At 46.4% G+C, this 14,121-nt stretch carries 15 protein-coding genes; 11 read left to right on the forward strand and 4 right to left on the reverse strand.

Going from position 1 to position 14,121, the window contains the following annotated elements; all coding sequences use genetic code 11:
• Positions 1-131 precede the first annotated feature (131 nt).
• The 9 genes from GTH32_RS00685 (at position 132) to GTH32_RS00725 (ending at position 7,597) form a co-directional block, all read left to right on the forward strand.
• A complete protein-coding gene (locus tag GTH32_RS00685) occupies positions 132-458 on the forward strand; it encodes a DUF3718 domain-containing protein (RefSeq protein ID WP_163083308.1) in 327 nt (108 codons plus the stop codon).
• 108 nt (positions 459-566) lie between these two features.
• Positions 567-1,346: a LytR/AlgR family response regulator transcription factor gene (locus GTH32_RS00690; RefSeq protein WP_163083309.1), complete on the forward strand. Its 780-nt coding sequence runs from the start codon at positions 567-569 to the stop codon at positions 1,344-1,346.
• A gap of 114 nt (positions 1,347-1,460) precedes the next feature.
• A complete protein-coding gene (locus GTH32_RS00695; protein ID WP_163083310.1) occupies positions 1,461-1,844 on the forward strand; it encodes a CidA/LrgA family protein in 384 nt (127 codons plus the stop codon).
• Complete coding sequence (locus GTH32_RS00700; RefSeq protein ID WP_163083311.1) at positions 1,841-2,560, forward strand: LrgB family protein; 720 nt, start codon at positions 1,841-1,843, stop codon at positions 2,558-2,560. Before GTH32_RS00695 ends, GTH32_RS00700 begins: the two co-directional genes overlap by 4 nt.
• Before the next feature lie 195 nt (positions 2,561-2,755).
• Positions 2,756-3,754: a response regulator gene (locus tag GTH32_RS00705; RefSeq protein ID WP_163083312.1), complete on the forward strand. Its 999-nt coding sequence runs from the start codon at positions 2,756-2,758 to the stop codon at positions 3,752-3,754.
• Complete coding sequence (locus tag GTH32_RS00710; protein WP_163083313.1) at positions 3,751-4,239, forward strand: PAS domain-containing protein; 489 nt, start codon at positions 3,751-3,753, stop codon at positions 4,237-4,239. The genes GTH32_RS00705 and GTH32_RS00710 overlap by 4 nt, the downstream gene beginning before the upstream one ends.
• A gap of 123 nt (positions 4,240-4,362) precedes the next feature.
• Positions 4,363-6,126 (forward strand): Lcl C-terminal domain-containing protein, encoded by a 1,764-nt coding sequence (locus tag GTH32_RS00715; protein WP_163083314.1) that lies wholly within the window; start codon positions 4,363-4,365, stop codon positions 6,124-6,126.
• Between the two features lie 2 nt (positions 6,127-6,128).
• Positions 6,129-6,644, forward strand: a complete 516-nt coding sequence (locus tag GTH32_RS00720; protein ID WP_163083315.1) for an Lcl C-terminal domain-containing protein — start codon at positions 6,129-6,131, stop codon at positions 6,642-6,644.
• A 137-nt stretch (positions 6,645-6,781) separates the two neighbouring features.
• Positions 6,782-7,597, forward strand: a complete 816-nt coding sequence (locus GTH32_RS00725; protein WP_163083316.1) for a YggN family protein — start codon at positions 6,782-6,784, stop codon at positions 7,595-7,597.
• A gap of 10 nt (positions 7,598-7,607) precedes the next feature.
• Here the strand turns inward: GTH32_RS00725 and hemW are convergent, their stop codons facing one another.
• The 4 genes from hemW to GTH32_RS00745 all read right to left on the reverse strand — a co-directional run bounded on the left by hemW (position 7,608) and on the right by GTH32_RS00745 (position 11,896).
• A complete protein-coding gene (gene hemW, locus GTH32_RS00730) occupies positions 7,608-8,747 on the reverse strand; it encodes a radical SAM family heme chaperone HemW (protein ID WP_163083317.1) in 1,140 nt (379 codons plus the stop codon).
• Complete coding sequence (locus tag GTH32_RS00735) at positions 8,740-9,342, reverse strand: XTP/dITP diphosphatase (protein WP_163083318.1); 603 nt, start codon at positions 9,340-9,342, stop codon at positions 8,740-8,742. The genes hemW and GTH32_RS00735 overlap by 8 nt, the downstream gene beginning before the upstream one ends.
• A gap of 82 nt (positions 9,343-9,424) precedes the next feature.
• Positions 9,425-10,654: an ATP-dependent RNA helicase SrmB gene (gene srmB / locus GTH32_RS00740; RefSeq protein WP_163083319.1), complete on the reverse strand. Its 1,230-nt coding sequence runs from the start codon at positions 10,652-10,654 to the stop codon at positions 9,425-9,427.
• Positions 10,655-10,723: 69 nt separating this feature from the next.
• On the reverse strand, positions 10,724-11,896 hold the full coding sequence (locus GTH32_RS00745; protein ID WP_163083320.1) for a tRNA nucleotidyltransferase/poly(A) polymerase-related protein: 1,173 nt from the start codon (positions 11,894-11,896) through the stop codon (positions 10,724-10,726).
• Between the two features lie 129 nt (positions 11,897-12,025).
• On the opposite strand from GTH32_RS00745, the gene GTH32_RS00750 reads away from it, so the two are divergent.
• Together GTH32_RS00750 and GTH32_RS00755 are read left to right on the forward strand one after the other, a co-directional pair.
• Positions 12,026-12,937 carry an ExeA family protein gene (locus tag GTH32_RS00750; RefSeq protein ID WP_163083321.1) on the forward strand — a complete coding sequence of 304 codons (912 nt, stop codon included), beginning with the start codon at positions 12,026-12,028 and terminating at the stop codon, positions 12,935-12,937.
• Positions 12,930-14,087, forward strand: coding sequence for a general secretion pathway protein GspB (locus tag GTH32_RS00755; RefSeq protein WP_163083322.1), 1,158 nt, complete (start codon positions 12,930-12,932; stop codon positions 14,085-14,087). The genes GTH32_RS00750 and GTH32_RS00755 overlap by 8 nt, the downstream gene beginning before the upstream one ends.
• Positions 14,088-14,121: the final 34 nt, after the last annotated feature.

A 14,121-nucleotide genomic window follows, 5' to 3' on the forward strand; every position in this document is an offset into this window, starting at 1 on the left:
TCGCAACGTCTCAAAATACGACCTTTTAACGTTTATGACAGCCTAGTTTTACAAAATTTATCTAGGTTTGTAAGGCGGCAACGAAACGCAGTGGTTTCCGCAAACACAATTTAAATCAGAGGAAATTGATCATGTCTATATCACGTCGCGTTACCTTATCTACCTTATTGGGCCTTTCACTTACTTTGTTAGCTGGTACTGCAAGTGCCAAAGGTTACCCTGTCGCTATTGAAGATCAGCTTATTGCTGTTTGCAAGGCAATAAAAAGTGACAACCGTCTAGCACTTATACGTGCCGTGAAAAAAACACGGCTAAGCTACCGAGAGCTAAACAAAGGGCTAGTGTGCAATGGCCAAGATATGCTGACTTTTGCGCTTACCCATAATGCTACCTCTACAAGCCAGCTTATAGCTAGGCGCACCAACACCCAGGTGGGTACGCTTACGGCGCAGTATTAATTAAATGTTGGTTTGTAACCCCACCCAATAATTGAGCTGCTTATTTTGGTTTAAGCAGCTTTTTTATTTATAGCACAAGGTCGGCTTATTCTACTTGCCGTTTTAATTATGATTGGATTAGTCTTTTTACCTTCAGCATCCGACGGTGCAATGCTTGCTCGTGTACTATCTGGGCTGCGGGTGTTTGACAGGCTCATTCACGTTACCTGCGAAAACGACTACCGTTCTCGTTTAGTTGATGTGCCCTTATCGGTATGTTTCAGTAGCGCAGGCCATATAGCTACGTATTCACCTCCTCCTTATACGCCGCCTTATTGGATTGCAGTGGGTAAAACACAGTGCGATGCGCTTAATGCGTTCGCATGCTCAGCAAAGGCGTTTATCCGCTTGCCAATAAACATAAGGCAGCTAAAGGCCGTGGTAAAAAAGGCCTATGATCATCATCAAAAAATACAACAGCGCCGCCAGTTCGCCTACTTAATTGATGGCCTTTGTATGCAATATGGCGTAACCAAAGAGGCATTGGCTGCCACACTTCGCCATCAGTATGCTCGATATAAAGCGCCATCCTTTGTTAGCGTGAAAGGGCAGGATGGGTGGTGCTGTCTTTTGCCTAGCGATATTCTTTGGGTTGAAGCTTGTGGCGATTACATGCAAATACAATTGATTAATAAACGTATTTTAGTGCGCTCAACATTGCATGCACTCTTGCAAAAGCTGGGGTCTCAGCATTTTCTTCGTTGTAACCGCTCTGTTGTGGTAAACATTGAGCACGTGGCTAGGGTAAGTAATTTTAATGGTCAGCTAAGTGTCATACTTACCGGGGGGGAGCAAATTAAATTAAGCCCACGTTACCAATGTCGGCGTTGGCAGGCGCTGTGTGGATAAAATGAAAATAAGACGGAAAACAAGAAGTAAGACTATGGTCGCGCTGGTATCTACCTACTAATTTCAGTTAAGCTTTGGGTAAATACATAACTAACCAATAAAAGTGGGGCGGGAATGGCGAAAGCCGGCAAATGGCTCGTTGGCTGGGGCGTAATTCTTTTGTGTTATTACGCGGGCATCGTTATTTCGGCGTCATTTCATCTACCTGTGCCAGGTACGTTGGTGGGGTTGTGTTTGTTATTAATTATGCTGTTCTTGTTTTCCGGTTTAGATAGCTTTATTGCGCTAGCAGCGACGCCATTACTTACCCATATGTCGTTATTGTTTGTGCCCGCTGTATTAGGCGTAGGCATATACTGGCAAGATATTATGCAAAATTGGATGGCGATAGCCATTGCCATTGTGGTGTCCACGGCAATGAGCCTTGGCCTTGCCGGTAAAGTTACTGTACTTGTCTTTGGTAAACGCGGTAATGATACGGACAATAGCCAAATATGATAACCGCACTTACGCATAGCGTAACCCTTCAGGGCATGTTCTGGCTCACTATCACCCTTATTGCGTATATTGTTGGGTTAGCCATTCATCGGCGGTGTTATGGGCACCCAGCGGCGCATCCGCTAATTGTTACTGTGTTGCTCGTGGCGGCAGTGCTTATGCTCACCCATACCTCAGTACAAAAATATCAAGTGTCGGCGCAATTACTTCATTGGTTGTTAGGGCCTGTTACTGTAGCGCTCGCGCTGCCTATCTATCGACAATGGGCGCAGCTAAAACATTATGGGTGGCGTTTAATAGTAAGTATTTGTGCGGGTGGCGTTATTGCCCCACTATTAGCTTGGTATTCATTATGGGTATTTAGCGCGCCTACCGCCTTGCAGCTTACTATACTGGCTAAATCTATTACCACGCCTTTGGCTATGGAAGCTACGCGTCAGATTGGTGGTATACCCGCGTTGGCGGCTGTTTTTGTCATTGTTACCGGTATAGTAGGTTCGGTGCTTTCTGGGTGGGTGTTTAGGTTGTTTAATGTGCAAAGCACCGACGCCCAAGGTATTGCGTTGGGCACTGTGGCTCACGGAATAGGCACAGCAAGGGCGATACATATGGGGGAAGATGTTGCGGCTATGGCGACGCTGGCACTGTGTATTAACGGCATTGCCACTGCGCTGGTGCTGCCTTTGCTATATAGTTTCTTCTCGTTTTTAGGCTAACATTGCGCACAGACGTGTAAATTTCCCCAAAAGTACTATTCCTAATAGATGAAGTTCGGTTCACCATAGGGCTACTATTTTTTGTCACTTCAGTTTATGGTTATTGTGCCGATAAAATAAATATGAGTGCCCAACAGGTGTTTGCACTGTCTATGTTTGCACTGAACATAATTACGCAAGGTGGTAGTTCGCTTAATGTTTTCTGTACTCGTTTGTGACGATTCTCTTGTCGCCCGTAAGCAAGTGGCCAAGTGCCTTCCGCAAGACTGGGATGTGGCTGTTCACTTTGCAAAAAATGGGCAAGAAGCCTTAACCGCTCTACGAGAAGGGAAGGGCCACCTATTGCTGCTCGACCTTAATATGCCCGTATTAGATGGTTATGGCACCTTAGAGGCAATAAAAACACAGGGGTTGGCTACCCGCGTTATTGTTGTTTCAGGCGATATTCAGCCTGAAGCCTACGACCGTGTGATTGCCTTAGGTGCGCTTGATTTTATTCAAAAACCCGTCGCCCCTAAAAATCTGCGAGACGTGTTAGATAAGCACAATATTTTACAGCTAGACCCAGTTTCTGCCGACCCCTACACAGCCCTAGACCCGGATATTCGAGATTGTTATCAAGAAATTACCAATATTGCTATGGGGCAGGCAGGCGATCATCTAGCGCGAATAATGAATGTGTTTGTTCGCTTACCCATTCCTAATGTCAATATCATTGAAGTAACCGAATTGCATATGATGCTTACGGATATTGAAAGTCATGAGCAGGTGTCTGCTGTATGTCAGGGGTTTTTAGGGCCGGGTATCAGTGGCGAGGCCTTGTGTATTTTAAGTGATTCTAGTTTTCAGGATGTCGCTAAAATTCTTAACGTAGAAGGTGAAGTAGACGACCAACTGCAATTAGAGCTATTGATGGATGCCGCCAGTATTCTTATTGGTACTTGCCTTACCGGTCTTGCCGCCCAGATGGATGTGAATTTTAGTCAGGGTCACCCAATTGTGTTAGGCCAGCATCGCGCTATTACCGACATTATTAAAATGAACAAAATGCAGTGGAAGCGTACTTTAGCCATCGAACTTAGCTATGGGTTGGAGGGGTACAATGTGCAGTGCGATCTTATCTTGCTATTTACGGAAGAGTCGATGAAAACCATGAATGCCAAACTTGCGCATCTATTGGAGGATATGGAATGAGCCAGCAGCTCGATGAGTTACTTGAGTTTCATTGGATGATGGACATGCTGCAGTCGGTAGATGTGGGCATTGTGGTGTTAGATAGGAATTTCGCTATTCAAGTATGGAACGGTTTTATGGAAAGTCACAGCGGCCTGTTGCCTAGTGATGTACGCGATAAATCGTTATTTTCGTTATACCCCAGTATTAAAGAAGATTGGTTTAAGCAAAAATGCAAACCAGTGTTCGAGCTGAAAACCCGCGCCTTTATGACATGGGAACAACGGCCTTATTTATTTAAGTTTCCCAATTATCGGCCGATTACAGGTAGTGAGTCGTTCATGTATCAAAATATCACCTTAGCGCCGCTGAAATCGGCCACAGGGATGGTGGATTATATCAGCATGATGATTTATGACATGACAGATGTGGCGGCAGGGAAAAAACAGTTTGAAGCCTTGCAGGTACGCGTTAGCGAGGATGAAGAGCGTATTCAAACACGATAAGCGGTTTAGAAGTAAGCCCTTTTGTGTGTAACGCCGCCCCGATAGTGTCACTGTCAGTGTTACTTTTAACATCAATATTTTCATTTTATCTTAGGTTACGCTTTTTGTTTGGCGGGAGTTTTTATGCACATTACACAGGGTAGTCGCGGTGTTCGTTTGCTACTAATCGCAGCGGTATTAACCGTACTGTCTGCATGCGGCGGCGGGGGTTCAGGCGGCGATGATGGAACAACTGGCAGCGCGTCTAATTTATTGGTAAATGCAGGCCCAGATGCTTCTGTTACCGAAGGTGCGACATACACGCTAAGCGCTGACGTGACGGGCGGTGATGGAAGTTATACTTACCATTGGTCGGCTTCACCCACCCTGAGTATTACGCACGCAGATACCAGTGTCTCAGATGCCAGCTTTACCGCCCCAGAGGTAAGTGTATTAACACAGTACAGTATAACGGTAACGGTAAACGATACCTCAGGGAATTCTGATACGGATGTCACGGTTATCTCTGTCACGCCAGTGAATGTGGCTCCGGTAGCGCAAATTTCTGTGCCCATGTGGGAAGGGCTCGAAGATAATTATTTCCCTGGCGGTGTGCAAGTGATCCTCGATGGCTCAGCTAGTAGCGATGAAGACGCCGCTGATACAAGCAGTGCCATCACCAGTTACAGTTGGGCGCAGACCAGCGGGACGAATGTTATTGCTGGAGAAGAAACATCACTTTCTACGCTCACCATCACTACCCCTATATCGAATGAAGAGCAAACTCTATCATTTACCCTAACAGTAACAGATGCCGAAGGGGCAACCGACACCGAAACAGTTACTATTTATGTGCAATCAGAATACGAAACCTTGCCCACAGTAGATGCAGGATATTCGCAAGGGGTGTTTAGCGGTGAAGCAATTATTTTAGCCGGGCAGGCGAGTACCACTATTTCCAGGGCTGAGCCCCTCTCGTACAGTTGGTCGCGAAGCAATAATGTAACCTCGTTTCATGTTGTTGAAAATAACGATAAGCAACGACTAACAATGTCTGCAATAGACGATAGTGATGCGCTTTCTACCTTTGCCATAGCCCCAGCGATAGACGAATACACAGTGGTGACTTATACCCTCACCGTTACCGATGCCTATGGAAACCAAGTAGAAGATACCATTGACGTAGGTGTACGCGCGATGCCAACCCCCCTTATTAACGATACAGGCTTTTTACAACAGGCTACCAACAATGCCATAACTGAAGCGCAGCAAAATGAATGGCCGGGGCAAGACGGTCAGCGCGGTGCCGATATTGTTGAACAAAATGGTTTCATAGAAAAAGCAGGAAGAGGCAAAGCAGGTTTTGACTTTACACGTTTAAATGCTAACGGCGATGAACAAGATGCAGACGCAGATACTTGGTCGTGTGTGCGCGACAACGTGACAGGCTTGGTGTGGGAAGTGAAATCCGATGACGGTGGTCTACAAGATAAAGATTATACGTATTCATGGTATAGCGATAGTACCAACGGCGGCTACGCCGGAGATGAAGACGGTATAAATACCAGCTGTACCTTAGCCAGTTGCAACACTCAGGCGTATACTGCTGCTGTGAACGCCCAAGGCCTATGTGGTTTTTACGACTGGCGCATGCCTACCCACCACGAGTTATTTTCACTTATGCATTTAGGTATATCTGATAGCTTAGCTATTGATGAAGAATACTTCCCCCATACCGGCCCCTCGACAACTGATCCTGTTTGGTATTGGACATCGGTGCCAAGTGCCGATGGTGTGAATAGCGACGACGCGCAAAACGCTTGGGCATTAGATTTTGTCTCTGGCGTAGATAACTTTCTCAATAAATCATCAGCGGCACGTGTGCGTTTAGTGAGAGCAGGGAGATAACAATGAAAACGACAATATTAGCATTTGCATTAACCGCCGCTTGTTCGTTTAACGTATCGGCACAAACCTGTTTGGCAAACGGGCTTGAAACTACGCCAAGCGAAGACTTTAGCGTGGTGACCACAAGTAGCTACTTACACACCCCCACCGATTTAGTATGGAAGCGCTGCGCCGAAGGACAAGAGTGGGACGGTTCTACCTGTGAGGGTGAAGCGGTAAAGTATACGTGGCAAGAAGCCTTACAGCTGGCCCATGAAGCTAGTAACGAGGATTTGCTTGGGTGGCGTTTACCTAACGTAAAAGAGTTAGCTTCATTGGTTGAGCGTGACTGCGTGCGACCGGCAATTAATAGCGCTGTATTCCCGGCTACTCCCCCCGACGACTTCTGGACATCAACCCCTTCAGCTGATGATCCGGATCGCGCATGGGTTGTTGCATTTTTTAATGCGAGTCACTCAATAAAAGAAAAAGATCGCTATGTCTATGTGCGCTTGGTGCGTACTTATACTAATGACTAATGGTTTTTTACGTCATAATCTCGGGGTTCATTAATCTTAAAGTGGCAGGCAGTGCGCTTGCTGCTTCACCCTGATTTTTAGCGGTTTAGACTCATGGCATCTTCCTATTTCCCCCTAAGATAGCCACAATATATTCTATGAATTATTTAAATCGCCTGACGACAGGTTTTCTCAGTGTTTTTCTGCTTAGTTGGTGCGCGCCGGCATCGGCAGACTTTACTTGCAACATTGACTTTGCCTACGGCCTTTCAGTCAATGATAGTCAACTGCGGGTGATGGGAAAGACGCGTACGTTAGTGCAAATAAATAACCAATCGCAGTTGTTTGTCGAAGGGCGTTGGCAATCGTTAACCCCAGAACAACAAGCATGGCTGAACGAATACGCTAACGGGCTGCACTACGTAGTGCCTAAAATGATTGTGTTGGCTACCGAAGGTGTCGATTTAGCCATTGATACCATAGAGCACGTATACCTTGGGTTAGTAGGCAGCGATCACGAAAGTTACGAACGTTTGCACCTAGCAATGCGCCGTGTGCAAACCCGCGTAAACGATAAGTTTCGCCATGCAAGCAACCATTACTTTATTGGTCCGGGGTCGCTTGAAAGCGTAGATGAATTTGTTGATAGCGAAATAGAAGCGCAATTAGAAGAAGCAATTTCTACCTCTGTGGGCGGCATTTTATCTGCTATTGGCGGTATAAATACAAACGGCCAAGATGTAAGTAGTGAAAAGGTTGAGGAAATTACCCGCCAGTTAGAATCTGTGGGCGAACAGTTAGACAAAGATGTAGGTGATAAAGCCACTACGCTTCGCAAAAAAGCGCGATGGTTTTGTGAAAAGCTAAAACGTCTGGATATTGCAGAAGAGAAATTGCGTGCAAGTGTTCCCGCGTTTGCCCCGTACGATATTATTACCGCACAGCCTAACAAGCATAGCCGCTCTACCGATTAAGGCCTAAAGCTTATACAAAACACGACAATAGCGAATTTAAGTAACGACGCCCTTTCGCTGTTACCTGCCAGTGTGTACTCGTTATATCAAGTAGCCCCTGTCGCTGCGCATCTTCTAATGCTTTTTTTACATCGTCGCTAAGTACTTGGCCGGTTAATGCGTAATAATCTTCAATCGGGCATGGCTCCACTAAACGAAAACGGTTCATAAAAAACTCAAAGGGAACGTCGTGTTTTTCAACTTGCGTTTCGTTGTCAATATATGGCCGGCTTATTTCCATATAACCCCGCGGGTGCTTAACTTTTACGGTGCGATGAATAGTGCCATTTACCACGTCGGTTATTTTACCGTGAGCACCGCAACCAATGCCTAAGTAATCGCCAAACCGCCAATAGTTAAGGTTGTGCTGACATTGATGCCCTACTTTGGCATACCCAGATATTTCATACTGAGCATAACCTGCGGCTTCCAAACGTTGATGTCCTTGCTGTTGAATTTCCCACAGAATGTCATCATCAGGCAATTCAGGGGGGCGTGAATAAAACGGCGTATTAGGCTCAATTGTAAGTTGGTACCAAGACAAATGATAAGGGTTTAGCGCAATCCCTTTGTTTAAATCGGACAAGGCGTTTTCAACACTTTGGTTTGGTAAGCCATGCATAAGGTCTAAATTAAACGTAGGAAGGCCAGCCACGTGGGCCTGTTTCACCGCGTTCTCTGCTTGATGGCTATTATGAATTCGGCCTAGTACTTGTAAGTGCTGTGGCTGAAAACTTTGAATGCCCACAGAAATACGGTTTACCCCCGCTTCATAAAAACCAAGAAATTTCCCCGCTTCAACCGTGCCAGGGTTTGCTTCCATGGTAATTTCAGCGTTTTCGGCTAAATTAACCCGGGCCTTAATGCCGTTAATTATGTCTGCCATGGCTTGGGCAGAAAACAGGCTTGGAGTTCCCCCCCCTATAAAGACGGTATCAACTTGTCTTGTGTCAACACGCTTTGCATCTTGTGCTAAATCGTCGAGTAAATGGGCAACATACTCTTTTTCGGGCAGGGCCGACTTCAACCCATGGGAGTTAAAGTCGCAATACGGACATTTTTGCACACACCAAGGTATGTGCACATATAAGCTTAAGGGGGGATTACGCAAACGACGCTCTCATACTATCTAATAATAAAGATAATGCGCTACCGCGATGACTGATACGATTTTTCTCGTTTTTTTCAAGCTGTGCTGCGGTGCAACCATGCGAAGGCACGTGGAAAATAGGATCGTATCCAAAACCGCCATCGCCTTCACGTGCCGTAAGTATCTCACCTTGCCACTTACCTTGACTGACCAAAGGTACAGGGTCATCGGCGTGGCGCATAAATACTAAGGTACAGAAAAAGTGCGCGGTACGGTTTTCTTGCTGCGCTAACGCCTCAAGCAGCTTATCAATATTATCGGTATCACGGGCATCATCGCCGGCATACCTAGCCGAGTAAATGCCCGGCGCGCCGCCTAATGCATCTACCACTAAGCCGGAATCGTCGGCGATAGCTGGTAAGCCAGTAACGTTGGCTGCATGGCGAGCTTTAATAATGGCGTTTTCTACAAAGGTGGTGCCCGTTTCCGGAACGTCTTCAACGCCCAGCTCTTTTTGTGCAACCACGTTTACGCCATAGTCGGCAAACAACGCAGTGAACTCACGCACCTTACCTTGGTTGCCAGAGGCTAATACTATTTTTGGAGGAAATGACATATGGGTACTCTTGAATACGAAGGGGAATGCGCGCTATACAGCACTTATGTAGCGCGCTAAAACGATTGGCTATCACCAGCCCCTATTTGCGTTTTTTCACCTTAGCCTTGCTTCTCGCTTTGGTTTTATCTTTTGCTTTAACTTTTTTCTTTCTAGGGCCAATTTTAGGCGTTTTATTTTTCGGCCTTAATTCAGCAATAACCCGCGCTTTTAACGGTTCATCCATATAGCGGGCGGCTTTAGCCACCATTTCAAAATCGTGGGCTTCAACCAATGAAATGGCTGTGCCCTTTGCGCCAGCACGGCCTGTTCGCCCAATTCGGTGAACATAGACATCTGCCTTTCTAGGCATATCAAAGTTAATAACATGACTCACGTCAGGTACGTCTATACCTCTTGCAGCAACATCGGTTGCAAGCAAAATAGGGACATCACCGCTTTTAAAACGTGCTAATGCTGCATTGCGTTTATCTTGTGGCATTTCGCCTTGTAGCCAACACACTGGCACCTCTTTTGAGGCCAAGAAATCTTTAAGCATTTGTAGACGCTCGCGGGTTTTTACAAACACTACCGCGGTGGTTACTTGCTCTTTTAAAATGTGTACAAGCAAAGCTTGCTTGTGGGCAAGGTCATCAGCAAGGTGGTACCACTGATGAATTTTGTTTTTTTCTTTACGCGAAGGGTTAGCTTCAACCACTTCAGGGTTGTTTAAGATATCGTTGGCAAAGTTTCTTACCCCAGCGCCTTCAAGCGTGGCAGAAAACAGTAAGTTTTGTTTACGCCAGCGCGCCTCAGTAGCAATTTGATTTACTACCGTGGAAAAGCCCATATCTAGCATACGGTCAGCTTCATCAAGAATAAGGCACTCAATATCGCGACAGTCAGCGGTTTCTTTTTCTATATGCTCTAATAGCCGGCCAGGCGTAGCCACCAAAATATCTAAGTTTTGGCTAAGGGTTTCTTTATCGGTGCCATAATTTATGCCCCCGGTAATTACGCCACATACCAAATTAGTGTGTTTGGTAATTGCTTTAGCTTGTTCAAAAACCTGTAGCGCTAATTCGCGGGTAGGCGTAAGCACTAAAATACGGGTAGCCCCAGGTTGTTTGCGGGGGTAATCTAATAAAAACTGGCATGCAGGTAATAAAAACGCTGCGGTTTTACCTGTTCCCGTAGGCGCAGACGCTAAAATATCGCGCCCGTCCATAGCGTGGGGGATCACCAACTCTTGTATGCTGGTAGGGGTCTCATACCCCATTTCTGCCACTGCATGGCACAGGGCATCGTCTAATTCGAGTTCTTCGAAAGTCATAGTATAAAAACACTCATATTGAATGGTGCCTATTGTAGCATTGATAGCAAGAAACGTTGAAAAATTCTGTTATAAGGCGTTGATATTTGTATTTGATATTACCGCTGCAATGTTTTCATATTTTGCCTTGTTAAGCGCAGTACGAATTTCGGGGCCTTTTACGCCCCGAGCAATAATTTCCTGGGGATTAACGCGATTAGCTGCTTCTAAGCACTCAACAATTAGTGCGTTTCTAGCAGGCCAGGCTACGTGGTTAATTTGCGCTAATGGCGTCATGGCCGCCAACACCAAGTCGAAGCGTTCGGGGCGGCGCCACGCATCGGCTTGGTTAAATAACGTAAGTAGCGTGTCGGCTTTAAATAAGGCCTCTGAAAGCAGGGTATCTTTGTGTTGACTAACTAGCTGTGCCACATCGCTCACACTATTAGGTACGCGTAAGCGTTGGCAAAGCGCGCGGGTTTGGGGGGCAGACAGGCCGCTACACAAGGCGCTAAAACGTATGCACAGTAGTTGTTCTGGTGTTTTTATCTTGTACGGGGTGCTACTTTCTTTATCTGTGTGGGTGTGCGTTAGGGCTTCAATGGCATCGTTTAAGCTAGCTTGGGAGGTGATAAGTTCCCCAAACCAGTCGTTAAGGCCATGAATATCCCGTAATACCTCAACAAACACCGCAGGCGAGTTTTCCAGTAAGCTACGTTTGGTTTCTTGCCACACACGTTCAGGGCTTAGCGCTTTAAGTTCACCGCTTTGCGCCATTTGTTGCATAAGGGCTATGGTTTCAGGGGCAATAGTAAATTGTAAGTAATGGTAGCGGGTGGCAAATCGGGCAACACGAAATACCCTTAGTGGGTCTTCGCTAAATGCTTCTGAAACATGGCGTAGCACCTTATTGGCAATATCTTGTTGGCCGCCATATGGGTCGATAAGCGTGCCATCTGGGTGCTGCGCAATCGCGTTTACCGTTAAATCTCTGCGTTTTAGGTCTTCTTCTAAGGTTACTGTGGGCGAGGCGTTGCAAATAAAGCCAGTGTAGCCTTTGCCGGATTTTCGTTCGGTACGGGCGAGGGCATATTCGTCTGCGGTTTTCGGATGTAAAAACACGGGGAAGTCTTTGCCTACCTGCGTATAGCCTTTTGCTAACATTTCTTCTACAGTGGCACCTACCACCACATAGTCACGTTCTACAACCCGACGGTTTAGCAAGGTATCGCGCACGGCGCCGCCCACCAAGTAAGTTTGCATATAGCCTCTTATTTATTAATTACTGCTTACAACGCCATTATTACAGAAGGCGAAAGCTTACGCACACTTTCACTTCTGGCGCGGCTCTGGTACTTTAACTCGCGTTTTTAGTTTTCAATAGCGAACAGCATGTATCTGAACTATTTTGGGTTAAACGATAACCCTTTTTCTATCGCACCTAACCCAGACTACCTCTATATGAGCCCTCGCCATAAAGAAGCGTTGGCACACCTCACGTTTGGTTTGCGCGAAAGTGGTGGCTTTGTAATGCTTACCGGAGAGGTGGGGACAGGGAAGACAACCGTATCAAGAAAGCTATTACAACAGTTACCCGAGAATACCCAGGTTGCCATGATCCTTAATCCCACGCTATCGGCGTTGGAATTATTGGCCACCGTATGCGATGAGTTAGGCTTAAGTTATCAATCTGAAAAGGGCAGCCTGAAATCGTTTACTGATTTGATATTAAGTAAGCTTGCAGCCAATCACCAAGCGGGCATTAATACCGTGCTTATGGTTGATGAAGCGCAACATCTATTGCCAGAAGTGTTAGAACAACTGCGCTTACTAACTAACTTAGAGACCAACCGAGAAAAACTACTTAAAGTGGTATTAATAGGCCAGCCAGAACTGCAACAGTTATTAAAACGAAACGAGTTACGCCAGCTAGCGCAACGTATTACTGCGCGTTACCACCTTTTGCCTCTCACCTCACCGGAAGTACGCGCATATATCGGCCATCGCCTAAGCGTGGCAGGCGGCGACATTAGTATATTTAGCCAAAGCACGCTTAAAGCCGTGCACCAAATTACCGGTGGTATTCCCCGGGTCATTAATCTTTTGTGCGATCGTGCACTTACACTGGCATTTACCAAACAACAGGCGGTGGTTAAAAAAGCGGTTTTCTTTGCTGCCGCAGAACAAATTCTTGGCGATGATGTTGTTAGCCAGCGTTTACAAGGGCGCAGGCGGTGGTATTTAGGCATTGCTTTTGTGGTGGCGATAGTATGTGGCTTTGGCCTAGGGAGCCTGTATGTCTAAGCTCATCGACATTGAAAAGCTAAAACCTGGCATGGTGATAGTACAGATCACCAAACAAAACGGCCCAGTGAAAATTAGAAAGTCGGGGCTGGTTAGCAGCGACGCTATGGTGCAAGGATTGGCTGAAATGGGCGTTCAGGAAGTAGAAGTTGACCTTGAACAGACGGTAGAAATAGCCCCAGTTGTTCAACGTAATACCCATACACAAGCGCTGCTTCGTGGCGATCACGACACCTCGGCTAATTTTGATAAGTCATTATCTGAGCAGTTTAACCGAAGTTTATTTTTGCCCACAGTACAAGGCTTACCTTCAATGTGGAAGCGCTATGCCAAAGATGTAGCCAAGTTTTTGGTGGTGGTAACGCTTGGCTTGGGTATTGGTTTCTCTGTCGCTACGGCATCGCTATGGTGGCCGTCTTGGAACGCCTTGAAGCTACAGACGCCCAACACCGCAGTTAAGAGCGATAGTACGCAGGACAAAGGCAGTGCTACGCAAACAACCGGTGCGGATAAACCCTCTGATACAGGGGAGGCGCACATAGCAGTACCCTATGATATAAATGCTGATGGCGAAAGTGAGCCATCACTAAGTACAGCGAAAGACGCGAATGATGGCAGCGCACATGCCACCGCCTCAATCACAGATAACAGCGAAGCGAATTCCCAGCCTGCGACGCAGACCGAGCGCAATGCAAACGCCGGGACCAGTGCTAACACTAGCGGTGGAAGCAACGATACTGTGGCGAGTTTAGCCGGAGAGGGGGGAGAAGTACTTAATGAGGCAACTGATGATAGCAATGTTAAAGTTTCCCCCGAATTACTCGCACGATTTAACGCCGCAGTAGAAGCATTAGATACGCGCGCGGGCAATGACGATACCTCTTCAAAACCGAAAGTCACGGTACGCGACGACCTTCAGCGGGTAGATCAGCTCCCCGTACGCTTACTTACCCGCCTACCTAGTATGAACTTTAGTGCGCATATGTACGCATCTCAGGCAGAAGACCGTTGGGTTAGGGTTAACGGTAAACAACGTTTTGAAGGCGATTGGATAGACGATAAGGTTCAAATTGTAAATATAGAAGCGCAGCGTGTAGTACTGTCGTTTGAAGATGAGTTATTTACCATGAGCGCACTTACCGACTGGTAAGTGTGCTGAATTCTAATGACCTGTAAGAAAAGAA

The sequence above is a fragment of the Alteromonas profundi genome (assembly GCF_010500865.1).
Lineage (GTDB): Bacteria > Pseudomonadota > Gammaproteobacteria > Enterobacterales > Alteromonadaceae > Alteromonas > Alteromonas profundi.

Excerpts from the sequence above, each read along its gene's own strand:
- GTH32_RS00705 (WP_163083312.1), top strand. The coding sequence starts at position 2,756 with ATGTTTTCTGTACTCGTTTGTGACGATTCTCTTGTCGCCCGTAAGCAA.
- GTH32_RS00690 (WP_163083309.1), top strand. The coding sequence starts at position 567 with ATGATTGGATTAGTCTTTTTACCTTCAGCATCCGACGGTGCAATGCTT.
- GTH32_RS00695 (WP_163083310.1), top strand. The coding sequence starts at position 1,461 with ATGGCGAAAGCCGGCAAATGGCTCGTTGGCTGGGGCGTAATTCTTTTG.
- GTH32_RS00715 (WP_163083314.1), top strand. The coding sequence starts at position 4,363 with ATGCACATTACACAGGGTAGTCGCGGTGTTCGTTTGCTACTAATCGCA.
- GTH32_RS00720 (WP_163083315.1), top strand. The coding sequence starts at position 6,129 with ATGAAAACGACAATATTAGCATTTGCATTAACCGCCGCTTGTTCGTTT.
- GTH32_RS00685 (WP_163083308.1), top strand. The coding sequence starts at position 132 with ATGTCTATATCACGTCGCGTTACCTTATCTACCTTATTGGGCCTTTCA.
- GTH32_RS00710 (WP_163083313.1), top strand. The coding sequence starts at position 3,751 with ATGAGCCAGCAGCTCGATGAGTTACTTGAGTTTCATTGGATGATGGAC.
- GTH32_RS00700 (WP_163083311.1), top strand. The coding sequence starts at position 1,841 with ATGATAACCGCACTTACGCATAGCGTAACCCTTCAGGGCATGTTCTGG.
- srmB (WP_163083319.1), bottom strand. The coding sequence starts at position 10,654 with ATGACTTTCGAAGAACTCGAATTAGACGATGCCCTGTGCCATGCAGTG.
- GTH32_RS00750 (WP_163083321.1), top strand. The coding sequence starts at position 12,026 with ATGTATCTGAACTATTTTGGGTTAAACGATAACCCTTTTTCTATCGCA.
- GTH32_RS00745 (WP_163083320.1), bottom strand. The coding sequence starts at position 11,896 with ATGCAAACTTACTTGGTGGGCGGCGCCGTGCGCGATACCTTGCTAAAC.
- GTH32_RS00755 (WP_163083322.1), top strand. The coding sequence starts at position 12,930 with ATGTCTAAGCTCATCGACATTGAAAAGCTAAAACCTGGCATGGTGATA.
- GTH32_RS00735 (WP_163083318.1), bottom strand. The coding sequence starts at position 9,342 with ATGTCATTTCCTCCAAAAATAGTATTAGCCTCTGGCAACCAAGGTAAG.
- GTH32_RS00725 (WP_163083316.1), top strand. The coding sequence starts at position 6,782 with ATGAATTATTTAAATCGCCTGACGACAGGTTTTCTCAGTGTTTTTCTG.